Origin of the sequence: Enterobacter sp. DNB-S2, from assembly GCF_019443845.1 — a bacterium.
Taxonomy (GTDB): Bacteria; Pseudomonadota; Gammaproteobacteria; order Enterobacterales; family Enterobacteriaceae; genus Enterobacter; species Enterobacter asburiae_B.
The window spans coordinates 3,206,989-3,229,558 of sequence record NZ_CP050520.1 but is presented as its reverse complement, the minus strand read 5'-3'; the positions used below and the strand labels follow the sequence as shown (position 1 = coordinate 3,229,558).

General features: G+C 51.5%; 31 protein-coding genes. 24 read left to right on the top strand and 7 right to left on the bottom strand.

What is annotated here, in order from left to right; all coding sequences use genetic code 11:
- Positions 1-33 precede the first annotated feature (33 nt).
- On the bottom strand, positions 34-1,494 hold the full coding sequence (gene cls / locus HB664_RS15425; RefSeq protein ID WP_029741729.1) for a cardiolipin synthase: 1,461 nt from the start codon (positions 1,492-1,494) through the stop codon (positions 34-36).
- A 144-nt stretch (positions 1,495-1,638) separates the two neighbouring features.
- Here cls and HB664_RS15420 point away from each other — a divergent pair, with 144 nt between their 5' ends.
- Both HB664_RS15420 and leuE read left to right on the top strand, forming a co-directional pair.
- Positions 1,639-1,812 carry a YciY family protein gene (locus HB664_RS15420; RefSeq protein WP_086379783.1) on the top strand — a complete coding sequence of 58 codons (174 nt, stop codon included), beginning with the start codon at positions 1,639-1,641 and terminating at the stop codon, positions 1,810-1,812.
- A gap of 108 nt (positions 1,813-1,920) precedes the next feature.
- Positions 1,921-2,556 carry a leucine efflux protein LeuE gene (leuE, locus tag HB664_RS15415; protein WP_033145755.1) on the top strand — a complete coding sequence of 212 codons (636 nt, stop codon included), beginning with the start codon at positions 1,921-1,923 and terminating at the stop codon, positions 2,554-2,556.
- Between the two features lie 110 nt (positions 2,557-2,666).
- Here the strand turns inward: leuE and HB664_RS15410 are convergent, their stop codons facing one another.
- The gene (locus HB664_RS15410) at positions 2,667-3,677 is read right to left on the bottom strand and encodes a tyrosine-type recombinase/integrase (protein WP_032666330.1); all 1,011 of its coding nucleotides are present in this window, start codon (positions 3,675-3,677) and stop codon (positions 2,667-2,669) included.
- A 96-nt stretch (positions 3,678-3,773) separates the two neighbouring features.
- Complete coding sequence (locus HB664_RS15405; protein ID WP_032674969.1) at positions 3,774-4,073, bottom strand: helix-turn-helix transcriptional regulator; 300 nt, start codon at positions 4,071-4,073, stop codon at positions 3,774-3,776.
- Between the two features lie 124 nt (positions 4,074-4,197).
- On the opposite strand from HB664_RS15405, the gene HB664_RS15400 reads away from it, so the two are divergent.
- The 7 genes from HB664_RS15400 to HB664_RS15370 all read left to right on the top strand — a co-directional run bounded on the left by HB664_RS15400 (position 4,198) and on the right by HB664_RS15370 (position 9,421).
- Positions 4,198-4,473, top strand: a complete 276-nt coding sequence (locus HB664_RS15400) for a regulatory phage cox family protein (protein WP_014884154.1) — start codon at positions 4,198-4,200, stop codon at positions 4,471-4,473.
- A 166-nt stretch (positions 4,474-4,639) separates the two neighbouring features.
- Positions 4,640-5,140, top strand: coding sequence for a hypothetical protein (locus HB664_RS15395; protein WP_045329404.1), 501 nt, complete (start codon positions 4,640-4,642; stop codon positions 5,138-5,140).
- A 66-nt stretch (positions 5,141-5,206) separates the two neighbouring features.
- On the top strand, positions 5,207-5,425 hold the full coding sequence (locus HB664_RS15390; protein WP_047365922.1) for a DUF2732 family protein: 219 nt from the start codon (positions 5,207-5,209) through the stop codon (positions 5,423-5,425).
- Between the two features lie 22 nt (positions 5,426-5,447).
- Positions 5,448-5,711 carry a DUF5405 family protein gene (locus HB664_RS15385; protein ID WP_032674967.1) on the top strand — a complete coding sequence of 88 codons (264 nt, stop codon included), beginning with the start codon at positions 5,448-5,450 and terminating at the stop codon, positions 5,709-5,711.
- Between the two features lies 1 nt (position 5,712).
- A complete protein-coding gene (locus HB664_RS15380; protein WP_219940837.1) occupies positions 5,713-8,010 on the top strand; it encodes a replication endonuclease in 2,298 nt (765 codons plus the stop codon).
- Between the two features lie 292 nt (positions 8,011-8,302).
- On the top strand, positions 8,303-8,983 hold the full coding sequence (locus HB664_RS15375) for a hypothetical protein (protein WP_258235805.1): 681 nt from the start codon (positions 8,303-8,305) through the stop codon (positions 8,981-8,983).
- Between the two features lie 9 nt (positions 8,984-8,992).
- Entirely contained in the window at positions 8,993-9,421 is a 429-nt protein-coding gene (locus HB664_RS15370; RefSeq protein ID WP_258235804.1) for a hypothetical protein, read from the top strand.
- 75 nt (positions 9,422-9,496) lie between these two features.
- On the opposite strand, the gene HB664_RS15365 is transcribed toward HB664_RS15370, so the two are convergent.
- Entirely contained in the window at positions 9,497-9,718 is a 222-nt protein-coding gene (locus tag HB664_RS15365) for a hypothetical protein (protein ID WP_219939754.1), read from the bottom strand.
- A gap of 11 nt (positions 9,719-9,729) precedes the next feature.
- On the opposite strand from HB664_RS15365, the gene HB664_RS15360 reads away from it, so the two are divergent.
- Both HB664_RS15360 and HB664_RS15355 read left to right on the top strand, forming a co-directional pair.
- The gene (locus HB664_RS15360; protein WP_219939753.1) at positions 9,730-10,716 is read left to right on the top strand and encodes a DGQHR domain-containing protein; all 987 of its coding nucleotides are present in this window, start codon (positions 9,730-9,732) and stop codon (positions 10,714-10,716) included.
- Positions 10,713-11,684, top strand: coding sequence for a hypothetical protein (locus tag HB664_RS15355; protein ID WP_219939752.1), 972 nt, complete (start codon positions 10,713-10,715; stop codon positions 11,682-11,684). The genes HB664_RS15360 and HB664_RS15355 overlap by 4 nt, the downstream gene beginning before the upstream one ends.
- A gap of 37 nt (positions 11,685-11,721) precedes the next feature.
- On the opposite strand, the gene HB664_RS15350 is transcribed toward HB664_RS15355, so the two are convergent.
- Complete coding sequence (locus HB664_RS15350; RefSeq protein ID WP_219939751.1) at positions 11,722-12,741, bottom strand: phage portal protein; 1,020 nt, start codon at positions 12,739-12,741, stop codon at positions 11,722-11,724.
- A 1-nt stretch (position 12,742) separates the two neighbouring features.
- Complete coding sequence (locus HB664_RS15345; RefSeq protein WP_219939750.1) at positions 12,743-14,512, bottom strand: terminase ATPase subunit family protein; 1,770 nt, start codon at positions 14,510-14,512, stop codon at positions 12,743-12,745.
- A 166-nt stretch (positions 14,513-14,678) separates the two neighbouring features.
- Here HB664_RS15345 and HB664_RS15340 point away from each other — a divergent pair, with 166 nt between their 5' ends.
- The 11 genes from HB664_RS15340 (at position 14,679) to HB664_RS15295 (ending at position 20,386) form a co-directional block, all read left to right on the top strand.
- A complete protein-coding gene (locus tag HB664_RS15340) occupies positions 14,679-15,533 on the top strand; it encodes a GPO family capsid scaffolding protein (RefSeq protein ID WP_219939749.1) in 855 nt (284 codons plus the stop codon).
- Positions 15,534-15,588: 55 nt separating this feature from the next.
- A complete protein-coding gene (locus HB664_RS15335; protein ID WP_196352986.1) occupies positions 15,589-16,683 on the top strand; it encodes a phage major capsid protein, P2 family in 1,095 nt (364 codons plus the stop codon).
- Between the two features lie 3 nt (positions 16,684-16,686).
- Positions 16,687-17,442 (top strand): terminase endonuclease subunit, encoded by a 756-nt coding sequence (locus tag HB664_RS15330; protein WP_219939748.1) that lies wholly within the window; start codon positions 16,687-16,689, stop codon positions 17,440-17,442.
- Positions 17,443-17,541: 99 nt separating this feature from the next.
- The gene (locus HB664_RS15325; protein WP_048957951.1) at positions 17,542-18,048 is read left to right on the top strand and encodes a head completion/stabilization protein; all 507 of its coding nucleotides are present in this window, start codon (positions 17,542-17,544) and stop codon (positions 18,046-18,048) included.
- The gene (locus tag HB664_RS15320; RefSeq protein ID WP_219939747.1) at positions 18,048-18,251 is read left to right on the top strand and encodes a tail protein X; all 204 of its coding nucleotides are present in this window, start codon (positions 18,048-18,050) and stop codon (positions 18,249-18,251) included. The genes HB664_RS15325 and HB664_RS15320 overlap by 1 nt, the downstream gene beginning before the upstream one ends.
- Complete coding sequence (locus HB664_RS15315) at positions 18,242-18,463, top strand: hypothetical protein (protein WP_001354073.1); 222 nt, start codon at positions 18,242-18,244, stop codon at positions 18,461-18,463. Before HB664_RS15320 ends, HB664_RS15315 begins: the two co-directional genes overlap by 10 nt.
- A complete protein-coding gene (locus HB664_RS15310; RefSeq protein WP_116339439.1) occupies positions 18,447-18,956 on the top strand; it encodes a lysozyme in 510 nt (169 codons plus the stop codon). Before HB664_RS15315 ends, HB664_RS15310 begins: the two co-directional genes overlap by 17 nt.
- Positions 18,953-19,366, top strand: coding sequence for an Rz-like lysis system protein LysB (gene lysB, locus HB664_RS22830; protein ID WP_258235803.1), 414 nt, complete (start codon positions 18,953-18,955; stop codon positions 19,364-19,366). Before HB664_RS15310 ends, lysB begins: the two co-directional genes overlap by 4 nt.
- Positions 19,266-19,511, top strand: a complete 246-nt coding sequence (gene lysC / locus HB664_RS15305) for an Rz1-like lysis system protein LysC (protein ID WP_258235802.1) — start codon at positions 19,266-19,268, stop codon at positions 19,509-19,511. Before lysB ends, lysC begins: the two co-directional genes overlap by 101 nt.
- Positions 19,474-19,941 carry a phage tail protein gene (locus HB664_RS15300; protein ID WP_219939745.1) on the top strand — a complete coding sequence of 156 codons (468 nt, stop codon included), beginning with the start codon at positions 19,474-19,476 and terminating at the stop codon, positions 19,939-19,941. Before lysC ends, HB664_RS15300 begins: the two co-directional genes overlap by 38 nt.
- Positions 19,934-20,386 (top strand): phage virion morphogenesis protein, encoded by a 453-nt coding sequence (locus HB664_RS15295; RefSeq protein WP_219939744.1) that lies wholly within the window; start codon positions 19,934-19,936, stop codon positions 20,384-20,386. Before HB664_RS15300 ends, HB664_RS15295 begins: the two co-directional genes overlap by 8 nt.
- Positions 20,387-20,432: 46 nt before the next feature.
- Here HB664_RS15295 and HB664_RS15290 read toward each other — a convergent pair whose 3' ends face one another.
- A complete protein-coding gene (locus HB664_RS15290; RefSeq protein ID WP_219939743.1) occupies positions 20,433-21,503 on the bottom strand; it encodes a hypothetical protein in 1,071 nt (356 codons plus the stop codon).
- An 83-nt stretch (positions 21,504-21,586) separates the two neighbouring features.
- Between HB664_RS15290 and HB664_RS15285 the strand changes: the two genes are divergently transcribed.
- Both HB664_RS15285 and HB664_RS15280 read left to right on the top strand, forming a co-directional pair.
- Complete coding sequence (locus HB664_RS15285; protein WP_219939742.1) at positions 21,587-22,222, top strand: phage baseplate assembly protein V; 636 nt, start codon at positions 21,587-21,589, stop codon at positions 22,220-22,222.
- Positions 22,219-22,569 (top strand): GPW/gp25 family protein, encoded by a 351-nt coding sequence (locus HB664_RS15280; protein WP_219939741.1) that lies wholly within the window; start codon positions 22,219-22,221, stop codon positions 22,567-22,569. The genes HB664_RS15285 and HB664_RS15280 overlap by 4 nt, the downstream gene beginning before the upstream one ends.
- The last annotated feature ends 1 nt before the right edge of the window (position 22,570 follow it).

Below are 22,570 nucleotides of genomic sequence, written 5' to 3'. Positions count from 1 at the left end.
GATAACTACCTGTTTAACATCGTTGGGCACGTTTTACAGCAACGGACTAAAGAAGTAAAACAGTCGTTCGGCAATTCTCTGCCACATCGGACGTTTTACCCACAGTCTGGCATCCAGCAGCCGCGAGCGGGAGATATAATCATCCTGCACCGCTGCGAGGTCGCCGCCAAAGCCGGCATCATCAATGACCAGCGTGATTTCAAAGTTAAGCCACAGGCTACGCATATCCAGGTTGACCGTTCCCACCAGGCTCAGCTCACCGTCGACGAGAACGCTCTTGGTGTGGAGCAATCCGCCTTCAAACTGGTAAATTTTCACCCCTGCTGCCAGCAGTTCGCTGAAGAATGCCCGGCTGGCCCAGCCCACCAGTAGGGAGTCATTTTTGCGTGGCAAAATGATGCTCACATCGACACCGCGCTGCGCGGCGGTACAGATCGCGTGCAGGAGGTCGTCGCTGGGGACAAAGTAGGGCGTCGTCATGATCAGATATTCACGCGCCGAGTAGGTTGCCGTCAGCAGCGCCTGATGGATTAAGTCCTCCGGGAAGCCCGGCCCGGAAGCAATGGTATGAATGGTGTGACCGCTCGCCTCTTCAAACGGCATGATATTGCCGTCCGGCGGTGGCGGCAGGATACGCTTGCCGGTTTCTATTTCCCAGTCGCAGGAATAAACGATGCCCATCGAGGTGGCAATCGGCCCCTCCATTCGCGCCATCAAATCAACCCATTGACCTACGCCCGAGTCCTGTTTGAAGAAGCGCGGGTCAACCATATTCATGCTGCCGGTGTAGGCAATATAGTTATCGATCATGATCATTTTGCGATGCTGACGGAGATCCATCCTGCGCAGAAACACGCGCAGGAGATTCACCTTCAGCGCTTCAACCACTTCGATCCCGGCATTACGCATCATGCCCGCCCAGGGGCTACGGAAAAATGCCACGCTACCCGCGGAGTCAAGCATCAGGCGGCAATGAATGCCGCGCCGCGCGGCGGCCATCAGCGACTCAGCGACCTGGTCAGCCATCCCTCCGGGCTGCCAGATATAAAAAACCATCTCGATATTATGACGAGCCAGCTGAATATCGCGGATTAACGCCTGCATGACGTCGTCGGACGAGGTCAGCAGCTGCAGTTGATTGCCCTTAACGCCGCCAATCCCCTGGCGGCGCTCGCAGAGCTTAAACAGTGAGGAGGCGACGCTGCTGTTCTCCTCGGCAAAAATATGTTTGCAGGCCTTAAGATCGTTCAGCCACTTCGCTGTGGAGGGCCACATGGCACGGGCGCGCTCGGCGCGGCGTTTACCCAGATGAAGTTCACCGAAAGAGAGATAGGCAATAATTCCCACCAGCGGGAGGATATAAATGATCAGAAGCCAGGCCATGGCAGAGGGTACGGCTCTGCGCTTCATCAGGATGCGTAATGTCACACCCGCGATTAACAGCCAGTATCCCAAAATGACCAGCCAACTCACCACGGTGTAGAAGGTTGTCATAGGTAAAAAAATCCTTTTGAAAGCGTATTGTTATGAGTGTACGCATCAGGATTCATCTGGCAAATAAAAACGCCAGGTAAAAGCGCTGGTTTGCTGCCGGGTTGGGTTTATAATGGCGACTCTGTAAGTTAAAGAGTTGTAGACATGAAGCGCAGTAGAACAGAAGTAGGGCGCTGGCGCATGTTGCGACAGGTGAGTCGTCGCAAGGCTCGTTGGCTGGAAGCACAATCCCGCCGCAATATGCGTATTCACGCCATCAGAAAATGTGGATTGACCAGACACCGCAATGCGTTGCTGTTCGCAGTCCAGGATATCTGAACCATGAGGGCACCGTAACGGGTGCCCGCTGATTTTATAGCGTCTTATTTTTTAGGAATAGCGTATTTGCAGCGATATTCCTGTTGTGTTTAGCAAAAGGAGGGAGAAGTGTTTGCGGAGTTTGGCGTACTGAATTTCTGGACGTATGTTGTCGGCGCGTTTTTTATCGTGCTGGTGCCAGGGCCGAATACCCTGTTTGTGCTCAAAACCGGGATCGGTCACGGCGTTAAAAAAGGGTATCTTGCCGCCACGGGCGTATTTATCGGCGATGCGGTGCTGATGTTTCTGGCCTGGGCGGGCGTCGCGGCATTAATCCAGACCACGCCGGTATTGTTTAATATCGTGCGCTATCTCGGGGCCTTCTATCTGCTCTGGCTGGGCGGCAAAATGCTCTGGTCAGTGGTGAACCGCCAGAAAAATGCGAATGAGAGCGGCCCCGAACCGGCCAGTATGATCATGAAACGTTCGCTGGTATTAAGCCTGACCAATCCCAAAGCGATTCTGTTCTACGTATCGTTCTTCGTTCAGTTCATTGACGTGAATGCGCAGAGCACCGGCACTTCTTTCCTGATCCTCGCGACGACGCTGGAGTTGATAAGCTTTATGTACATGAGCTTCCTGATCTTCTCAGGCGCGTTTGTCACGCGTTATCTGAAAACGAAAAAGAAACTGGCAAAGCTGGGAAACGGGCTGATAGGGCTGCTGTTTGTCGGGTTTGCGGCGAGGCTAGCGTCGCTGCATTGATGGTTTGAAAGGCTCCTGAGGGAGCCTTTTTAATGTCTGGCGTAGCTGGAAAGCCGCGCCAGACAAGGCTTCACGTTTTACTACTAGCAGCCAAAAGCCATAAAAAGCGGCTAGGGTGTGGACACATTGTGGACACTCTGACCACCATTAGCACCCTTCAACGGGTTAAGCGAAATCGCGTCCTGCAGGTACTGAGGAGCGAAGTGCGCATAGACCATTGTCTGCGCAATTTTCGTATGACCTAAGATCCTCTGCAGTGTGATGATGTTGCCCCCGTTAATCATAAAGTGCGTCGCGAAAGAGTGTCGTAGCGCATGTGTTGCTTGTCCGGCCGGTAAGTCGGGCTTAACCTCTTTGAGGGTTCGCCTGAAGTCAGCATAACTGGCCTCAGGAAACAGAAAACCTCGTGTTTTGCCGACTACGTAAGCCGCAACGTCATCAGAGATCGGGACCGTGCGCGGTGTGTTGGTTTTCGTCTTAACGAAAGACACCCGGTTATGAATCACATTCTCCGCCTTCAATCGCGCAGCTTCTCCCCATCTTGCTCCGGTACTCAAACACAAAACCGCAATTTTACGATTATCACCTGAGAGCGCAGCAAGTAAGGCGTCAATTTCCTCAAGAGTGAGATAGCCCGTTTCGGCTGTCTGCTCTTTCAGTTTTTTGAACCCCCTGAATGGATGCTCACCGTTATACAGTTCTGACTCAATCAGGGTTGTGAACATCCCACCTAGCGTGATCAGGTCGCGGTTGATGGTAGTTGGCTTAATACCTTCACCCCGACGTTGAGCACAATATTGCGTTATCAGGCTCTTGGTGATCTGGAAAGCGCACGGGTTTCCGGTCATCGTTTCGAAACGCTCAATTTTCCTGAGATACGATTGACCGTGCTCCTCATGTTTACCTTTCAGCTTCCACCATAACTCTTTCAGTTCCGACAATTGGCGTTTGTCCGTTGGTTTTGAAAGCCATTCCTTTGAGTGATGGTTATATTGAGTATGCTTTTCAAAAGCCATCGCCTCGCTTTTCTTGTCGAACTTCCGACGGATGCGTTTTCCGTTACGCCCGGTCGGTCTAATGTCCACTTCATATCGACCATCATCGAGCTTTTTAACAGACATAAAGCCTCCCGATGATGTTACTGCGTACTTCAATTTCCTGATTTAAATAGCAAAAACTCACTGTGCATTTACTGCACAAATAAGCGCCATAAATAGTTAGCCAGTTTTCTGGTCTGAGTGGGATGACGTTGTTGTCTGCTGCCCAAAGTGCGCGAGAGCCGGTGCAATCTGCCCAGCTTCGGGTGTTATTTGATCAGTCATAAACCACATGGTGTATTTCGTGAAGCGTGGGTGCTGGAGGATTTTCATGATTTGTTCGATTCCCGGCTTTTTGTCGCCGGCTTCATAACTACAAAAAGAACCGTAAACGATTCCAGTTAACTCGCTGAATTGTCTCCTATTTAACCTTTCTGACTCTCTTATCAGCTTGATTTTTTCATGGATCTGTATTGACATAAAATCACCTATAGTTGAACATTATCACCTATCGTAGATTTATATAACCGATGGGTGAATCACCTTTTAGAGCAACTAAACCCTATTTAGAGCAATTAATCACACTAAAGGAGAATCGTAACAGATGAGTAACCAGCTTGTAAGCAGAACAGATGCGGTTCCATATCAGGAATTTGCCCGTCTTATTGGAAAAACTCCCGCAGCGGTTAAAGGGATGATTGAGAAGGGCAAGTTGCCTGTTGTTGAGATGACCGATCCGCAGTCAACGAGTGGGCGCGCAGGGGAATATTGGGTTTATCTGCCTGCCTGGAACAAGGGTATGAAGATGGCATATGACAGCCGCCCGAAGGAAATTCGTGATGGCTGGCTGATGTGGCTCGGATTAGGGGAGCCAGTATGAATAGTGAACCTCGCTGTATTGCACAGTTGCTTCGAAGAGAAAGCCCTAATCCTATCAACTTCACCATCACTCACGGTCGCGGCCGCAAGGGCATAATCATCCGAACCCGTAAGCCGGGCGTTATCGAGAAGGTTCGCCGTCTGGTCAAAAAGAGAGGACTGTGGTTATGACGGTAATGACACTGGACGTGATCCAGAAACAGCCAATAGCGCTTCGCGGTCTGGTCTGCAAGTATCTGGCTCAGCCTCGCTGGCAGGACACGTGCGATTTTTACAATCAGATGATGGAGCGGGAGCGTCTTACGGTTTGTTTCCATGCTCAATTAAAACAGCGTCACTCTGTCATGCGCTTAGAGGAAATGACCGAAGCCGATCGTGAGCGTCTTGTTTGCGCGCTTGATGAATTGAGAAATGCATTCGCCCGGCACCGCCAACTTGGCGTGTCGAAAGCAACTTTCATCAGCCGCCTGACCGTTAGCCAAAGGCGATCACTGTTTCTTCATGCGGGACTGACAGAGCAGGAATTTATGATGCCGCACTGGCGTTTGAATGAAGAGGGCTGTTATTGGCGCGACAAACTTTTCCGCGCTCTGCGAGAGCTGTTCAGCCTTTTTGAGTACGCACCAACTATTTTAACCTCGGTAAAACCTGAGCAGTATTTACATTAATTAATCTGGATTCGACTTATTACGCGCCTTACAGCGTGGGGACTCCTTTTGTCCGGAGATAGGCAAATGCAAAAACAAAATACAGCACAGCGGGGGATGTGTTCGGCACATCTGGCGCAGGCAGTAAGCGAGGCTCAGCGCGACACGGCGACCCGTTTCTCTTCTCAGTTTGACGGACTTATCGCGTACATCAGTAAGTCAGAACTTAATCGCACCGAGATTATCGAGTTATTAGGCCAGGAGTCGGAAAAGCTACACAACTCAATTTTCGGTAGAGCTGGCTAACCACTTTTAACAGGAAGCAAAAATGAGCATACGCATCGAGATTAATAACCAATACGTCATCACCAGTGATCGCTACCAATTCATTTTGCAGGAAAAAAAGACCGCTACATCCGGGAAGAATGAAGGTAAGGAATGGCTGGACGTTGTGGGTTACTACCCAACTATCCACAAGCTTATCTCAGGGCTGGTATTGCATGATCTTTTGACCAGCGATCTTACCGGCTTCTCAGTTCTGGAAGCTCGGATTGAACGCTTGGGGAAGCAATGTCTGGACGCTTTTAAATAATATGTCCAACGAACCTCGGGGGCGTGTTGCCCCCTCGCCACCACCACCATTTTTGAAGGGCACCAGTGATTCATTCGTTGGTGCTTATCCCTGGAATAACGTCACCAAAGAGGCTATTGGCCGCGACAGACCCCTTACACGTGCCGAACTCCGTCAGGTGCAAGGTGTTTTAAACCGAATTGACCGTCTGCCGTTTTTCCTGCAAACGCTGTTTACATCGCGTTATAACTTCATCCGCCGTAAAAAGAGCCCTTTAGGTGGGCTGTATTTCCTTAAAAACACGTTTGAGCGCAAGCTGCTGCCGCGTCTTGAGCGTGTTAATGAGCTGTGCGGGATGAATGACTCCGCCTCGATTGGGTTTCTGTCCGAGCGCGACCAGTATGCGCGCTTACCAGATATGAATGACAAAGAGCTCAGGAAGTTTGCGGCCAGAATTGCCTCTCAGCTCTGGAGCAAATACGAGGAGTTAAGCGACGCATGGGCGGAGGCTCACGGCGGGAAAGAGACACTTTTCACCGATGAAGCTCAGTCGCACCTATACGGGCAAGTGGCCGGTATTGCTCGCACATTTAACATCAACCCGATGTACTGGAAAAAATACCGTAAGGGTCAGATGACGATCCGCATGGCATTTTCCGCTATTTCCCGACTGATTAAGGATGAGTGGTGGGTTAACCAGCTCAAGGCGCAGCGTATTCGCTGGTGCGAGGCGCTGCTCATCGCTGCCGGTGAGGTCAATAAAGACCGCTCACCTTACGCCAGCAAAAGGGCGATCCGCGATGTTCACGCGCGCCGCCTGGCTAATCTTGAATACCTCAAATCATGCGAGCTGGAAAACAAAGTCACCGGCGAACGTATCGACCTCATCAGTAAGGTCATGGGGAGTATCTCAAACCCTGAAATACGTCGTATGGAGCTGATGAATACCATCGCCGGGATTGAACGTTACGCGGCCAGCGTTGGTGATGTGGGAATGTTTATCACGCTGACCACGCCGTCGAAGTATCACCCGACTCGTCAGGTCGGCAAAGGTGAAAGCAAAACGGTACAGCTCAATCACGGCTGGAACGAAACCGCATTCACGCCCAAAGACGGCCAGCGCTATCTTTGCCGAATCTGGAGCCTCATGCGCACTGCGTTCAAAGATAACGATTTAGAAGTTTACGGGATGCGTGTTGTCGAGCCGCACCACGACGGCACGCCACACTGGCACATGATGCTTTTTTGCAAACCCGGTCAACGTAAAGCCATTAACGAAATTATGCGTCGTTATGCCCTTAAAGAGGACGGGCACGAAAAGGGCGCGGCAAAACAGCGCTTTGAGTCCCGTCATCTTAATCAGGGCGGTGCGGCGGGTTACATCGCTAAATACATTGCCAAAAATATCGACGGCTACGCGCTCGATGGCCAGCTCGACCACGACACCGGCAAGCCGCTGAAAGACACGGCCGCAGCCGTTACCGCATGGGCGTCTACATGGCGCATCCCTCAGTTTAAACCGATTGGCCTTCCGACAATGGGCGCTTACCGCGAACTGCGCAAGCTGCCGCGCGGCGTGAGTATCGCCAGCGAGTTTGACGACCGTGTCGAGGCTGCGCGAGCGGCTGCAGATAAGGGCGATTTTGACCTGTATATCATCGCGCAGGGCGGGGCAAATATGCCGCGTGATGCTCAGGCCGTCAGGGTCGCCCGAAAGCTGACGGATGAGGTCAACGAATACGAGGAGGATATTGAGAGAGTTATCGGGATTTATGCCCCTCACCTCGGGGCTCACCGTGTCCATGTAACCCGTACAGCCGAATGGCGCATTGTTCCAAAGGTTTTGGCCGTTGAGCCTTTGACCTTAAAAAGCGGCTCTGCCGCGCCTCGGAGTCCTGTCAATAACTGTGGAAAGCTCACCGGCGGTGGCGATCCAGTTATGACCCCCACACCGCCTGAGCAAGCCGCAGCGGTGTTAAATCTGATTGAGCGCGAGGTAATCGGCTGGAATGAGCCCGACGTCGTGAAGGTGCTAAACGGGGCGTTAAAAGCTGGCGATCCGCGCAAAAATCGGCAGCAAAGAAGCAATGCGCCGCTCAAAACCAGCGAGCAAGCGCCATCAGCCCGGATGACAAAGTCCGAAAGGGATCGCGTCGCAAAAATTCGTTTCGACTTAGCTCAGGAGGGCATTACCCTGGAACGGTGGGAGCTCGACGCGTTGGCGCGTGGTGCAACGGTGATTTATGGCGAGAAAAGATTCAAATATCCGGCTGCTGACGAGTGGCCTGGAAATTCAACTCAAATGGAGTGGGCTTTATGAAAGATTATTTATTCAGATGGCTAATTATCGTAAGAGAAAATCACCGCAAATATAGCGAGATCAGCGCTACGAAAATTGAGGGGGCTACACCGGTGATAGGTCCGATAATTCCGCCGCCACGTGGACGATAACAAACGCCGCCGGTGCTGAAACTCGCTTTCAGTGTCGGTGGTGTTGAACAACGAGCCCTGTGAGGCGTTAGCTTCAAAGTCGATAAAATCAGAATCAGGAAAAGTAGATTGAAGTAAAAACGTCCTTTATGATGACTCAAAGGTTAGCCCAAAAGGAAATCATGACAATGAGCGTTGGATTAATTACAGACGAACCAGGACGTTTCTACACCTTCCATTCTACATTGCCAGCCGGTGAATATTTCGAATTTCGCCCCCGCAATCCTCCACTGAACTCAAAACCCATCGTTGATGACGAAAGCGGGATGTGTATTGGTTATTCCGTCGCTCAGGCTCCCGGTTTATGGCAGATTTATGATGCAGACGGTATGTTTGTCAGGCTGGAAGAAGCACCATTAGAAGCCCCCCTGATTGACCCAACAGACCTCGCTTTAATTGCTTTTGGTGCATTTCGTCTTTTGCGGGCAGGCCAGGCGTTACTGGAAAGTGGTGTCAAAGCCGCCGTAACTGTGAGGCTCAGTGAGGCTACCATCAGTCTCTTGCGTGGCCGCCTAAAAATGGGCTTATCAGCTCGCGCCCTCAGGATGAGTGAGTCATCGGCAAAACACATGCTGACCCCAGGTCGTTATGTGCCTTTGCAGATTCAGGAAAAGGCCATTCGTTATGGCATAAGAACGCCGGATCCTCTCAAAAAGCCAGGGCTTTTCCGTTACGAGGCTCGTATGTATAAGCTTGTGGAAGACAGGCAAAATAAAGGCACTTATATTTATAAGTCTTACCGTCTTGAGGTTTTGGTCAGGGAAGCTGACTGGACTATCATGCATTTTCAGTACATGCCGTAAGGGGGGATCATGATAGATATCACAAGCGGTGACAGACACCTTAAATTAACGCCTTATGAAAGGCTGGCTGAGCCCGAAGAGCCTGCCTATAGCCGTATAATGGTTTGGGTTGAATTCTCAATCCCTGCCTTAAAAACAGAGTTTGCTGCAGAGTTTTTTGTCGGTCAGTTGGAGCAGTTCAGGAATGATACACATGATTTCCATCAGGCCTTAAAGACAGGGGCGAAATTTAAGGATATTAATTTAACCTCGGCATTCGAGCAGGTTGTGCTTAAGTTTCATCAGGCACATTTTGCCGGGGCTGTTGGCGTTACTATGGTACTTAAGCCTGAAAACCATGCTGACAGTATTACCCTTGATGATTCCTTCGATATTGATGAAAGTTACTTTCCCGACCTGCTTTCTGGTCTGGACGACATCATTTCATGGCAAAACTGATGCTTGCATCAAGGCACAAGACCGGCACTCAGAATGCCGGTCTTGCTATGCCATTTACTCGCGATTTTCTCGTAATTAAGCTCTGCATGCATCAGGTGCATGAATTTGCATCCGTTTTTTACTCCAGCTTTTGCCAGTCAGCGCCAGCGCTGGCACGGCTTCTGGCCCCTGATGCACCTGCATTATAAGCGCCCCGTTAAGCGCGCAGGCGAGGCGGGGATAGCACTGCGCGCGGTTACTTGTCCTTGTTTTTTGGGCAATTAAGATCAACAATGAACGGGTTAAAAAAATTTTCATAGGACTGAATCATGGCTGAACGTGAGTTCTTCAGTGCTTCCTTAATCACTCAAGGACAGCATAAATTTTATACATTAACTCTCCCAATCGATGTTATTGCAGAATGTTGCTCCACTAATCCACGTGATGAAGATCCGATCTCGGGCTTCCAACGCTCATTGGATGAAAAAAGGGCAGCGGCTATCGCAGAATATATACGAAAAGGTAATGTTATTCCGTCAAGTATTATTATTTCTGCGCAGCCTAAGGCAGGGTTTGAGTATTTAAGTAAGAATAAAACAGTGGGATTTAATGTTGACCCCTCCTCATTTCTGATTATAGATGGTCAACATCGTGTCTATGGTTTTAGAATGTTGAATGAAATGGGTTTTGATGAAATCAAACTGCGAGTACCTGTAGTAATTTTTACCGACCTTTCACCTGTTCAGGAAGCAAAAATATTTATTGATGTTAATACTCAACAGAAGCCAGTTCCAAAAGAGTTATTACTTGATATAAAGAAACTAGCAGCTACGGAAACAAGTGAAGAGGCGCTTCTTGATATTATATTTACTTTGTTTGAACAACAGAACGATAGTTGCTTAAAAAATAAATTATCACGATTTGAAAAGCAGCGCTCAAAATTGTCAAAGGTAACTTTTTACGAGGCATTTAAACCGCTATTAAAAACTTTTAATATTGATAATCCTGATAATTTGTATGGGATTATCAATGCGTACTTATATGCAGTAAAAGATGCATTGCAGCATTACTCTGTTGACTTTAATACCATAATTACTAAGCCAACCTCCTTCAAAATATTGATTGGGCATAGTAAGGCTATTATATCTATTATTTCTGATAATGCACCAGACAAACTTTCTTTGATTAGCGAACACAAACGTTATCTCTCAAGAAGTATTGATAATAATGCCGACGCTTTATTGAATAGCAGAACGACTGCTAAATCTATAGAGGCATTGGACAAAAAACTCCTTAAGCGAAATCTGACAATATGAGTAATGATGATAAATTACTACGTATCTTCTCTCATTTTTCGAGAGAGCTTGTTGCTGGAGCGAGAAAAAAAAGTGTTACTAGGTTTAGTGAAAATTTAGAAAACTTAGACTTTCTTGTGAGAGGCTTTACCCCTGCGACTTCTAAAATCCCTGCTACAGAAGTCGCACCCGCAATTCCAGCTTCACCACAAATTATTGATATGTTAATAATAGATGATGTAAAGTTTGGTAAATTTATAGCAGGTGAGGCACATAAATTTTTTCTTGCAGCAATGGTCTCCTTAGAGAGATCGCGGCAAATACAGCAGCATAATTTATCATGGCAAGTAGTTGAGCACTATTACGCGGCGTATTATTCCGTTCATTATTTAATGCGAATATTTGGCTATAGCTTGACAAATATTGATGATAGAGCCATCAGAAAGATTAAGGAAGGTTCTTTGGTTCCAATGGATGGAATACGCTCTGGTCTTAGTACAATTGAGTTTTCAATAGATTGTAAGGAATTGATAATAACAAAAAACGAAAAAGGAGGAGGATCTCATAAGGATGCATGGGCAATATGGGTGAAAATTATAAATCAGTTAATTGTTGAGTGCAAAAAAGATCATGACGAATATTCATCGTTAGAAATGGAATTGTTGGCTCACAAGAATTTCATAGCGGTAAATGATCAAAAATTTAACCCTTCAGAAATTCGAGGGGAGGTGAACTATCAATTTAAAGGTAACTCCTGGTGTTTCGAGGATGACACAAATTCCCGTGTAAGTTTAGTTACTAAAGAACTAACGAAGGATGATTATAATCTAACTAGTGCTGAAGATAAAATATTAAAACTGATAAATAATAATAAATTCATTATAAACCTAGCTAAACGTTTTTTTGAATACGCATCTGCCGAATATAAAAATGGGATATGTAGGAGCTTACATCATCAATTTAAAAATAAAATCGTTACGATCTTATAAGTAAAAAGGGGTGCACGACATGCACTCCCTTTTTAAGTCACTCTAAATTATAAACCTTAAATTTTATCACTTCAAATCCCAACCAATCGTTAATCTCTTTAAACCGCTCCTGCAGCGGCGTCAGCTCGTTACGCACAAACACCCGCGCCACCTTCTCAATATCCCCCATCGAGCCGATATTTTCAGGCTTGCCGCCCATGAGCTGGAACGGTACGCGGTGCGCATCGAGCAGGTCAGCGGCGCTCACCTTCTTGATGTTAAAAAAATCATCCTTGGTGGCGACCTCACTCAGCGGCACGATCTTAATGCCATCCGGTTTCCCGTTCGGGGCGTAGAAAAACAGGTTTTTGAAATTCCCGAGCCCTTTCGAGTCGCGCATCGCGGAGCGCAGCGCCTCAACGTCGGTGCTGCTTTGCGCCGCGTCGGTCACGTACATGATGTAACCCGCGTGCGCGCCGTTCTGATAATACTTGCGACGAAACAGCGTGGCGGATTCATTCAGCCAGGCGGAATTGAGCGCGCTCAGGTATTCCGGCATCCCGTAGAGCTCCTGATTGATATCGGGCTCAAGCAGATGAAACACCGAACCGGGGGCGAACTGGTGCGGGTGGGTAAAGCTCGACACGTACCAGTAAACCCCATCCTCAACACCACGGCGGGTGTATTTGGCCGGTGAGGTTTCCAGCTTCATGAGCTGGCCGGTCACGCTCATGCGCTTTTCGAGATAGCCGTTTGCAAACACCAGATAATCAAGCACAAGGCGGCTGAAGTCCTGACGAGACAGCAACGGGTGCGGGATAAAGGTACTGGTCAGAATGTTGCGCTTGACGTAAATAGGGGAGCTGTGGTGCACGGCGGCGCGCAGGCTTTTTGCCAGTCCTGAGAAGTTTACCGGCGGCTCGTACCATTTGCCGTTATTGATGCATTCGACATAGTCGAGGATGTCGCGGCGATCCAGAACGGGTGACGGCTCACCAAAGGTGAACGCCTCCATTTTCTGCGGCGCGCTGGCGGTCATGCTGGTCTGTTTTGGCTGTTTCTTTTGGCGTTTTTTCATCTTAGTTAATATCCAGAATGGAACTTGATTGCATACCGCTACCGGCGGAAAGCGGCTCGTTTAGCAGGGCGTGCATGGTCGCCCACGCGATATCCGCGTGGCTGGCTTCCTCGCTGCGGCTGGCTTCATAGGTGGCGCTGCGGCCGCTGCTGGTCATGGTTTTGCGGATAGCCATAAATGACTGCGTAATGTCGGTCGCCCCGGCGTCATATTCCAGACACCCGCGCCTGATGGTGTCTTTCGCTTTCAGCACCATCGCGGTTTTCATTTCCGGCGTGTAGCGGATGGCGCGCGCCGCGGGGAAGAATGAGCGCACGAGCTGGTAAACACCCTGGCCGATGCCGGTCGCATCGATGCCGATATAGTCAACGGTGTATTTCTCGGTCAGCGCCCGGATGGCTTCGGCCTGTGCGGCAAAGTCCATGCCTTTCCACTGATGACGCTCAAGGATGCGGAACTTGCCACCGGCAACCAGCGGCGGAGCCAGTACCGCGCACCCGGCGCTGTCCCCGGTGTGTGACGGGTCATAGCCAATCCAGACAGGACGCCAGTTAAACGGACGGTCGGCGAACGGCTCGAAGTCCTCCCATTCTTCCATCGCATCGACCATGCAGCGCTGCAGCTCCTCGAACGGGAATACCGACGCCTTATCGTCGACGAACTCGCACATAAACAGGTTGCGGAAGTCATCCGCGCTGTTTTCCTGCTTAAGCTGGTCTAGGTTAAACAGGGTACAGCCACCGGCGAGCGCGTCCTCAATGGTGACAATCTGCCGCCACTGGCCGTCCCCGCATAACATGCCACCGGCAAGCGCCTGATGACTGATGTCGATGTCGACACGTTCGTCGCGGTTGCTGCGGCCACGGTTAAACAGCTCGCCTGACCAGAACGGATATGCGCCGTGCGCCAGCGTCGACGGGGTCGAAAAATAGGTGGTGCGCAGGTGTGACTGCGAGGCCATGCCCGAGGCGACTTTGCGCAGCTTCTGGAAATTGGGGATCCAGAAAATTTCATCGACGTACAGGTCGCCGTTGTGGCTCTGCGCGGTGTTGGAATTGGTCCCGAGAAAAATCAGCTCAGCGCCATTGTTGCCGATGACGATCGGGTCGCCTGACAGGTCGACGTCAACCAGACGGGCAAAGGCGATGATGTACTTACGGAACACGTAAGCCTGCGTTTTACTGGCCGACAAAAATATCTGGTTTTGCCCGGTCCTGAGCGCGCGCAGAAGTGACTCGCGCGCAAAGTAGAACGTCGCGCCAATCTGTCGCGATTTCAGGATGTGGCGGATGCGGTGCTCTAACCCCGCTTTATGCCAGCGGAGCTGATAGTCAAACGACTGGTCGAAGAAAATCTCTTCCAGCTTTTCGATTGCCTCCTCGCTGAAATAATTACGTTTCGGCTTTTTGCGATCGCCTTTGTTGCGGCTGGCGATATTGGGGTTTAAATCCACCTCGTTTCCGGTCTGGCCGTAGCGGTTAACGCGCGCGAGCCGCTCCATCTGGCGCGACAGAAAATCAGCGACTTTGAAGTCATGCGCGGTCAGGTCTGGCTTTGCGTAGAGCTGGATAAGCCGCGCCTCTAACGTCGATTCCACGCGGTTAATCGGGGCGGTTTCCTCCCATCCATCGCGCTGTTTCCAGCTCTGCACGGTCGGGCGCTTGAGCTGCAGCATGTCGCAGATTTGCGGGACGGCGAACCCCTGCCAGTACAACAGGCGCGCCTGTCGTCGCGGGTCATTGAGCAGTGAAAGGTCAGTTGAAATGGTCATGCTTGCCTCGTTTTTGGTATTACGTGGCAAGGCTAAGGAAATGGGGTGTTATTCGCGCTAAGTGCCTGTTGTATCAGATCTAACAGGAGCGCAAGCGGTGGCTGATACGGGTCAGAGTCGGGAAACTAAACCCGACCCGAAAACCCAACATCAGGACACCTGAACAATGGCAAAGAAAGTTTCTAAATGGTTTCGCATCGGCGTCGAAGGTGACACCTGCGATGGCCGCGTCATCAGCGGCGATGATATTCAGGATATGGCCGACACGTTCGACCCGCGCGTCTACGGCTGCCGCATTAACCTCGAACATATCCGGGGGCTGATGCCTGACAGTCCGTTTAAACGCTATGGCGATGTGACCGAGCTTAAGGCGGAGATTATCAGCGATGGCTCTGCACTCGATGGCAAAAAAGCGCTGTACGGCAAAATCCAGCCGCTCGACGAGCTGGTCAGCATGGTTAAGGCCGGGCAGAAGGTTTACACCTCCATGGAGATCCGCCCGAACTTTGCCAACAGCGGCAAGTGTTACCTCGTTGGCCTGGCCGTCACCGATGACCCGGCAAGTCTCGGCACGGAATACCTCGAATTCTGCAGCCGCGCCGCGCAGAACCCGCTCGCCGGTAAAAAAGACAAGCCGGGCGATCTCTTCTCTGTTGCGTCACTCGCTGAGCTGGAGTTTGAGGACGTCCCCGACACCATGCTCAACAGCCTGACCGATAAGGTTAAAGCCATTTTTGGCCGTAAGCAGGCCAGCGATGATGCCCGTTTCGCTGATGTGCATGAGGCGGTGACCACCGTCACCGAGCAGGTGCAAACCAATCTCAACGCTACCGACCAGCGCGTCACCGAGCTGGAGACCGCTTTTGCACAGCTTAAGCAGGACGTGACCAGCAAAGTCGATGAAAACGCGCAGGCGTTTACCTCCCTGAAAAGCTCCCTCGATAACACCGAAAGCCAGAGCCAGCCGCGCCGCGAGCTTTCAAAAGGCGGTACGGGCGACGAGCTGCTGACCAACTGCTGATAACGCGCCGGGCGTGCTGCCCGGCCTGAACCCTTTTACCCGAACAGGAAAAACCATGCGTAAAGATACCCGCTTCAAATTTAATGCCTACCTGTCCCGCGTCGCGGAGCTGAACGGCGTTTCCACCGATGATGTGGCGAAGAAATTCACCGTCGAGCCGTCGGTCACGCAAACCCTGATGACCACCCTACAGATGTCATCCGCGTTTCTGACCAAAATCAACATCGTGCCGGTCGACGAGCTGAAAGGCGAAAAAGTCGGCGTCGGCGTTAACGGCACAATTGCGAGCACTACCGACACCACCGGTGATGATGAGCGTAAGACTGCTGACTTTACCGCGCTGGAGTCGAATAAGTACGAGTGCGCCCAGATTAACTTCGACTTCCATATCCGCTACAAACAGCTCGACCTGTGGGCGCGATTCCAGGACTTCCAGACCCGTATCCGTGACGCCATCATCAAACGTCAGTCCCTCGATTTCATCATGGCCGGTTTCAACGGTACTACCCGAGCGGAAACCTCGAACCGCAAAAACAATCCGCTGCTGCAGGATGTGGCCGTCGGCTGGCTGCAGAAGTACCGCAATGAAGCGCCAGCGCGCGTGATGTCGAAAGTCACCGACGAGGACGGCACAGTCATTTCCGACGTGATCCGCGTGGGTAAAAACGGCGACTATGCGAACCTCGACGCGCTGGTCATGGATGCCACCAGTAACCTGATTGACGAGATTTATCAGGATGACCCGGAGCTCGTCGTCATCACCGGGCGTAAGCTGATGGCGGATAAGTATTTCCCTATCGTCAATCAGGAGCAGGCAAACACCGAATCGCTGGCCGCTGACATCATCATCAGCCAGAAGCGAATCGGCAACCTGCCAGCCGTGCGCGTGCCTTACTTCCCGGCTGATGGGCTGATGGTGACGCGTCTCGACAACCTGTCGATTTACTTCATGGATGACGCGCACCGTCGCGCCATCATTGAAGAACCGAAAAAAGACCGCGTAGAAAACTACGAGTCAATGAATATTGACTATGTGGTCGAGGCTTACGCCGCCGGTTGCCTGATTGAAAATATCAAGCTCGGTGACTTTACCCCACCGGCAGCGCCGGAAAGCGCTTCCGCGCCTGCAGCACCGGAAAGCGGAGAGTAAGCCATGACGAGTCCCGCAGCGCGTCACATGATGCGGGTCTCGGCCTCTGAAACAGCGCAGCGGGCTGCCGTCCCGCTGCGCAATGCAACTGCCTATGAGCAGATGCTCGTTAAGCTGGCCGCAGACAACCGCACTCTGAAACAAATCCGATCCAATGAGCGCAAGGCAGACAAAAAGCGCGAGCTGCTGCCGTTCTACCTGCCGTGGGTCGCTGGCGTCCTCGAAAACGGCAAAGGCGCGCAGGATGACATCGTCATGACGGTGATGCTCTGGCGTCTCGATGCTGACGATATCGCCGGGGCGCTGGAAATTGCCCGTTATGCCATGACCTACGGCCTGACCATGCCGACCGGTCGACGTCCGACGCCTTACCTTCTGGCCGAAGAGGTGGCACTGGCCGCGCAACGCCTGCGTGGTGCGAAACAGCCGGTCGAACTGTCGAACCTGCTCGATACCCTCGCGCTGACCGAGCGCGCGGATATGCCCGACATCGTGCGCGCGAAGCTGCACAAAATCACCGGCTACGTGCTGCGTGATGTGGAGCAACTGCCGGAGGCGCTGGCGCACCTGCAGCGTGCGATCCAGTTAGAAAGCACTATCGGCGTTCGAAAAGACATTGAGCAGCTAGAGCGCCAGCTCAGGCCAAAACCGGAACCGGCACCGAAAACCAAAACGACTCAACCACGCACGCGCAAACCTGCCGCTAAAACGGCGGCACGGCGCGGGCGTCCACCAAAGGCGGCAAAAGCCGCTGGTTAACCGAGCGCTCCCCGAGCCGGGCGGCACGCCGGTCAATGCGGGTATCAATTGCCCTGACTGCGACCGGCGTCCACCGCCCACCCATTACCCGAGGTTGTCATGACGACGCTGATTATTGAGCCAAAAAAAGAGCCGCAGGATGTGCCGGGCGTGGTGATACCGCCACCGGGCGTGAGCGAGCCGGTAATCAAAAACACCCCGTTTTTTCCTGACGTTGATCCGAAGCGCGTGCGGGAAGAAATGCGACTGGAGCAGACCGTTTCCCCCGTGCGCCTGCGCCGGGCGATTAAGACCGCGATCGCGGAGACAAACGCGGAGCTGAGCGACTGGCGCGAAATTCAGCTCGATGCCGGTTACGCCACGCTGGCGGATGTCCCGACCGACAAGCTCGACGGCGAGAGCGTGCGCGTTTTCCACTACTTCAACGCCGTGTGCTCTATGACGACTGCAACGCTTTATGAGCGTTTTCGCGGCGTGGATGCGACCGCCAAAGGCGACAAAAAGGCCGACAGCATCGACAGCACTATCGATGAAATGTGGCGGGATATGCGCTGGTCTGTGGCGCGCATCCAGGACAAAGCGCGCTGCATTGTGGGGCAAATCTGATGAAAGCGTATGCGCTGCAGGGCGACACCCTCGACGCGATTTGCGCCCGGTACTACGGGCGCACTGAGGGCGTGGTCGAAACCGTCTTAGAGGCAAATCCCGGCCTGTCTGAGCTCGGCGTCATCCTCCCGCACGGCACGGCAATTGAGCTGCCCGAGACCGAGAGCGCGGCCAGAACCGAAACGTTGAATCTATGGGACTGAGTATGGAAAAAATCACCACGTTTATCGCCTACTGGCTGGCCGTGGGGCTGGCTTATGTCGGGGCAATGTCCCCCGAAAAGATGGCGCTTTACGTGGGCGGCGGATGCGCCATTTTTACCGCGCTGACGAACTACTGGTTTAAGCGCAAGACGTACCTCTATCTGACATCGCTCGGACTCGATAAAGGGGCTATTCGTGAAATCAATCGTTAAAAAATGCAGTGTGGCCGCCGTGCTGGCGCTGGCAGCGCTGATGCCTGACTTTCGTCTGCTTAACACCTCGCCCGGGGGGCTGGCGCTGATTGCCGACCTCGAAGGCTGTCGCCTGACGCCTTACCAGTGCAGCGCGGGAGTGTGGACGTCAGGCATCGGCCACACTGCAGGCGTCGTGCCGAAAGGGGAAATCACCGAGCGACAGGCGGCGGCGAACCTTGTCGCGGATGTGATGAACGTCGAGAAGCGTCTCGCAGTCTGCGTGCCGGTGGAAATGCCGCAGCACATTTACGACGCGCTGGTCAGCTTCTCATTCAACGTGGGAACCGGTGCGGCCTGCCGGTCGACGATGGTCGCCTATATCAAGCGTCATCAATGGTGGCAGGTGTGCGACCAGCTCCCCCGCTGGGTTTACGTGAATGGCGAAATTAACAAAGGACTGGAAAATCGTCGCGCGCGCGAGCGTGCTTACTGCCTGAGGGGGATTCAATGAAAGTGATGTTGTTTTTACTGGCCGCGCTTATTGCGGTTGTGCTCTGGCAGCGTCATGAAAACGGCAACCTGACGCGCTCGTTTGAACGGGCGAACAGGGTCGCCACGGAGCAAAAAACCACGATCGGAATGCTGAAAAATCAGCTTTCCGTTTCGCAGGGAATTGCCAGGCGAAATGAAACCGCACAGGTCAGTTTACGCGGCGAACTGCTTGCCGCCGGTGCAATGGCCGTGCGGCGTGAACAAACCATTACGAGGCTGATAAATGAGAATGAAACGTTACGCCGCTGGTACAGCGCTGAGCTGCCTGATGTTGTGCGTCGGCTGCACACCCGCGCCGCCTGCGCCTCCGCCGGTCATTGTTTACAGCGCCTGCCCGAAGGTGAGCTATTGCCCGATGCCGGGAAGTGACCCGGCCACTAACGGCGACCTGAGCGCCGATATTCGCAGGCTTGAGCACGCGCTCGCCGCCTGCGCGCTGCAGGTTGAAACCGTCAAAGACTGTCAGGACAAACTCGATGAAGAAAGCAAGCAGCCTGCGCGAAGCGCTGATTAAAGCCGTACCGCAGCTTGAAACAAACCCCGAAATGATGCGCATCTTTGTCGATGAGGGGAATATCGATGCGCGTCTCGCGGCCTCGCTGTCGCATGAGAAAATTTACACCCTGAATGTGATCGTGTGTGACTTTGTGGGCGACCCTGACCTGATTTTCGTGCCGGTCGCCGCATGGCTCAGGGAAAACCAGCCGGATATCTGCACGCTCGATGACGGCCGCAAAAAGGGCTACCGTTTCCAGATGGATTTAAACGACGGGGACAGCGTCGATATCAGCATCAGCCTGCAGCTCACCGAGCGCACTATCATCAAAGAGGAAAACGGCGCGCTGCACGTGAGCTATGCCCCTGAGCCGCCGCTGCCGGTGCCCGTAACCCCACCAAAAGAGCTCTATCTTGATGGGGAGCTGGCGAGTAAATGGGATGAGTGAATTTAAGCCTTTTGACGACCGGCTCAATGGTCTGATTGCTTCCCTGTCACCGGCTGCACGCCGTAAGCTGGCCGGAGAGATAGCAAAGGAGCTGCGCAAGTCGCAACAGCAACGTATCAAGCTGCAAAAAGCCCCGAACGGCTCACCGTATCAGGCGCGAAAGCGTCAGCCTTTAAGGGCTAAGAGCGGGAGGATTAAACGGGCAATGTTCCAGAAACTCCGTACAAGCCGCTACATGAAAGCCACTGGACGTGAAAACAGCGCGGTGGTGGAATTTACCGGCAAAGTACAGCGTATAGCGCAGATACACCAGTACGGGCTAAAAGACCGCCCAAACCCGCACAGCCGTAACGTGCAGTACGCAGAGCGCCAGTTGCTTGGAATTAGTCAAACGGAGAAACATCTTATTGAAATGTTAGTTGTTAAACATCTAAAAATTCAGTGACTTACTTGGTGGGGTGCCCCACCAAGTCTTATTGTCTTACTTTGTCTTACTTTGGTTTTACTGCTGCAATTAGTGATGCAATTTGTTCTACTCCATCAAATGTTGACGGTATTTTCTCTTGGCTCGGCATAATGTTAGAGAATATAACATCTTCAAATTTTGCAAGAGAATTCCCATTGGAGTCTTTTATTTTTTTTGAGTAATCCGCATAACTTTGGATAAACTGGCAAAGACTTTTTCTGAGGTCAATCTGTAGTGTCTGTGCTTTCAGTGAGGTGTGATTTGTTAAGGCAACCCTGAAATAATAAATAAAAATGAAGGTGAGAGAGAAAAATGGAATGAAGGAAATAAGTTTGTCGATTAAACTTGTGTCGGCGTTGGTCTTTATTGTTGAAAAAATTTCGATGAGTAATGGGCAGGGGATTGCAACTGCAAGTGCGAGTAGCAATAATCTTGACCAGAAGATCTCTTTACTCTTTTGCTTGCCTAATGAACTAAAACCTTCATATAAACCTACAAAATTGAAAGCGCTCTCATATCCCTCAAGAGTTGATTTAATGTCCTTTATTTGTTTGTTTTTCTCCTCTATATATCCCTCCCAATCCCTTGCGAATTCTTGCGCTGATTTGAAATTTTTAATGAATTGATCATAGGTACTTATATCTGTGTCGCTGAATGCATTTTTAACAATTTTTATTGGCATTTCTCTTAGTGCATAATCGAGTTGCCCTTTGCTTCTGTCATCGAATTCGTTATATCTATAAATGCCAAAGTCTTTAATTTCTTTTATGGTGCTAAATGGGCTTTCACTCATTCCAGTAAATATGCTGGGTTCAACAATAATTCTGAAGCAGGAGGTGAACATAATATTTAGTGTTTGAGGTGAAAGTATTCTGTCTTCTAGTTCGTTAGAAATTACATCACCAATGTTTTTAATATTAAAAGATGCTTCAGAATCCCATCGGTCTGGTTCTTTTAAGAACATATTTAGGGACTCCTTAATTAGAGCATTCCTATCTCTATCGAAGTCACTTGGTGCATCTGTTGAATCAACTGCGAGAATGTATTCACGTATCATTTGCTGAATTCGTGGGGTTTCAAAAAATTTGGTTGTCATTGAAAATTGCCCGTTACGTTGTTTAGAGAATGACAAAACGACAGTAAGTTTAAATCATTGTTAGAGCATTACATTATGCTCGAATGAAAACTGAACTCAATGACATCTTGCGAATTGTGCGTAATCTAATCCGGACAGGGATTATTAGCGAAGTCGACGTAGAAAAGGGGCTTTGTCGTGTCCAGACCGGCGGCATGGAAACCACCTGGCTGAACTGGCTTACCTGTCGCGCCGGTCGCTCGCGCGTATGGTGGGCTCCGTCCGTTGGCGAGCAGGTGCTTTTACTGGCGATCGGCGGCGAGCTCGATACAGCGTTTGTGCTGCCCGGTATTTTCTCGGATGACAATCCCGCGCCGTCTGCCTCCCCTGATGCGCTTCATGTTTCCTTTCCTGACGGGGCGGTTATCGAATACGAACCTGAAAGCGGCGCGCTCACCGTGTCAGGCATCAAAACCGCAGACGTCACCGCGTCGGATTCCATTACGGCCACCGTGCCGCTGGTGCTGGTGAAAGCCTCGACCAGTATCACGCTCGATACGCCGGAGGTGGTTTGCACCAACAAACTGACGACCGGCACGCTCGAAGTGCTGAAAGGCGGGAAGATGACCGGCGACATCGAGCACACCGGCGGGACACTGAAATCAAACGGCGTGCAGGTGGATAACCACGACCACGGCGGCGTCGAACGGGGCGGAAGCTGGACGGAGGGCATCAAATGACGGTGCGTTATCTGGGAATGAACAGCCAGACCGGCCTCAGTATCTCTGAGGTTGAGCATATCCGGCAAAGCGTGCGCGACATTCTGGTCACGCCGGTTGGCTCGCGCGTTATGCGCCGTGAATACGGCTCGCTCCTGTCGCAGATGATTGACCAGCCGCAGACACCGGCGCTGCGCCTGCAGATTATGGCCGCGTGCTATTCCGCGATCCAGAAGTGGGAGCCACGCGTAGACCTCTCGACCATTACCTTTGAACGGTCGGAGACCGACGGCGGGCTGTATGTCGACATCACCGGCAACCGCTCGACCGGCGGCCAGCCATTTTCCATCACCATTCCACTGAGCTAAT

What these genes read in the sequence shown, in the direction of transcription:
- HB664_RS15285 (WP_219939742.1), top strand. Translation starts at nt 21,587, where the DNA reads ATGAAAACTGAACTCAATGACATCTTGCGAATTGTGCGTAATCTAATC.
- HB664_RS15300 (WP_219939745.1), top strand. Translation starts at nt 19,474, where the DNA reads ATGAAGAAAGCAAGCAGCCTGCGCGAAGCGCTGATTAAAGCCGTACCG.
- HB664_RS15315 (WP_001354073.1), top strand. Translation starts at nt 18,242, where the DNA reads ATGGGACTGAGTATGGAAAAAATCACCACGTTTATCGCCTACTGGCTG.
- cls (WP_029741729.1), bottom strand. Translation starts at nt 1,494, where the DNA reads ATGACAACCTTCTACACCGTGGTGAGTTGGCTGGTCATTTTGGGATAC.
- HB664_RS15325 (WP_048957951.1), top strand. Translation starts at nt 17,542, where the DNA reads ATGACGACGCTGATTATTGAGCCAAAAAAAGAGCCGCAGGATGTGCCG.
- HB664_RS15385 (WP_032674967.1), top strand. Translation starts at nt 5,448, where the DNA reads ATGAGCATACGCATCGAGATTAATAACCAATACGTCATCACCAGTGAT.
- HB664_RS15400 (WP_014884154.1), top strand. Translation starts at nt 4,198, where the DNA reads ATGAGTAACCAGCTTGTAAGCAGAACAGATGCGGTTCCATATCAGGAA.
- HB664_RS15365 (WP_219939754.1), bottom strand. Translation starts at nt 9,718, where the DNA reads ATGAAAATTTTTTTAACCCGTTCATTGTTGATCTTAATTGCCCAAAAA.
- HB664_RS15405 (WP_032674969.1), bottom strand. Translation starts at nt 4,073, where the DNA reads ATGTCAATACAGATCCATGAAAAAATCAAGCTGATAAGAGAGTCAGAA.
- HB664_RS15295 (WP_219939744.1), top strand. Translation starts at nt 19,934, where the DNA reads ATGAGTGAATTTAAGCCTTTTGACGACCGGCTCAATGGTCTGATTGCT.
- HB664_RS15290 (WP_219939743.1), bottom strand. Translation starts at nt 21,503, where the DNA reads ATGACAACCAAATTTTTTGAAACCCCACGAATTCAGCAAATGATACGT.
- lysB (WP_258235803.1), top strand. Translation starts at nt 18,953, where the DNA reads ATGAAAGTGATGTTGTTTTTACTGGCCGCGCTTATTGCGGTTGTGCTC.
- HB664_RS15335 (WP_196352986.1), top strand. Translation starts at nt 15,589, where the DNA reads ATGCGTAAAGATACCCGCTTCAAATTTAATGCCTACCTGTCCCGCGTC.
- HB664_RS15360 (WP_219939753.1), top strand. Translation starts at nt 9,730, where the DNA reads ATGGCTGAACGTGAGTTCTTCAGTGCTTCCTTAATCACTCAAGGACAG.
- lysC (WP_258235802.1), top strand. Translation starts at nt 19,266, where the DNA reads ATGTTGTGCGTCGGCTGCACACCCGCGCCGCCTGCGCCTCCGCCGGTC.
- HB664_RS15345 (WP_219939750.1), bottom strand. Translation starts at nt 14,512, where the DNA reads ATGACCATTTCAACTGACCTTTCACTGCTCAATGACCCGCGACGACAG.
- HB664_RS15355 (WP_219939752.1), top strand. Translation starts at nt 10,713, where the DNA reads ATGAGTAATGATGATAAATTACTACGTATCTTCTCTCATTTTTCGAGA.
- HB664_RS15375 (WP_258235805.1), top strand. Translation starts at nt 8,303, where the DNA reads ATGACAATGAGCGTTGGATTAATTACAGACGAACCAGGACGTTTCTAC.
- HB664_RS15420 (WP_086379783.1), top strand. Translation starts at nt 1,639, where the DNA reads ATGAAGCGCAGTAGAACAGAAGTAGGGCGCTGGCGCATGTTGCGACAG.
- HB664_RS15395 (WP_045329404.1), top strand. Translation starts at nt 4,640, where the DNA reads ATGACGGTAATGACACTGGACGTGATCCAGAAACAGCCAATAGCGCTT.
- HB664_RS15380 (WP_219940837.1), top strand. Translation starts at nt 5,713, where the DNA reads ATGTCCAACGAACCTCGGGGGCGTGTTGCCCCCTCGCCACCACCACCA.
- HB664_RS15410 (WP_032666330.1), bottom strand. Translation starts at nt 3,677, where the DNA reads ATGTCTGTTAAAAAGCTCGATGATGGTCGATATGAAGTGGACATTAGA.
- HB664_RS15330 (WP_219939748.1), top strand. Translation starts at nt 16,687, where the DNA reads ATGACGAGTCCCGCAGCGCGTCACATGATGCGGGTCTCGGCCTCTGAA.
- HB664_RS15340 (WP_219939749.1), top strand. Translation starts at nt 14,679, where the DNA reads ATGGCAAAGAAAGTTTCTAAATGGTTTCGCATCGGCGTCGAAGGTGAC.
- HB664_RS15350 (WP_219939751.1), bottom strand. Translation starts at nt 12,741, where the DNA reads ATGAAAAAACGCCAAAAGAAACAGCCAAAACAGACCAGCATGACCGCC.
- HB664_RS15320 (WP_219939747.1), top strand. Translation starts at nt 18,048, where the DNA reads ATGAAAGCGTATGCGCTGCAGGGCGACACCCTCGACGCGATTTGCGCC.
- HB664_RS15280 (WP_219939741.1), top strand. Translation starts at nt 22,219, where the DNA reads ATGACGGTGCGTTATCTGGGAATGAACAGCCAGACCGGCCTCAGTATC.
- HB664_RS15390 (WP_047365922.1), top strand. Translation starts at nt 5,207, where the DNA reads ATGCAAAAACAAAATACAGCACAGCGGGGGATGTGTTCGGCACATCTG.
- HB664_RS15370 (WP_258235804.1), top strand. Translation starts at nt 8,993, where the DNA reads ATGATAGATATCACAAGCGGTGACAGACACCTTAAATTAACGCCTTAT.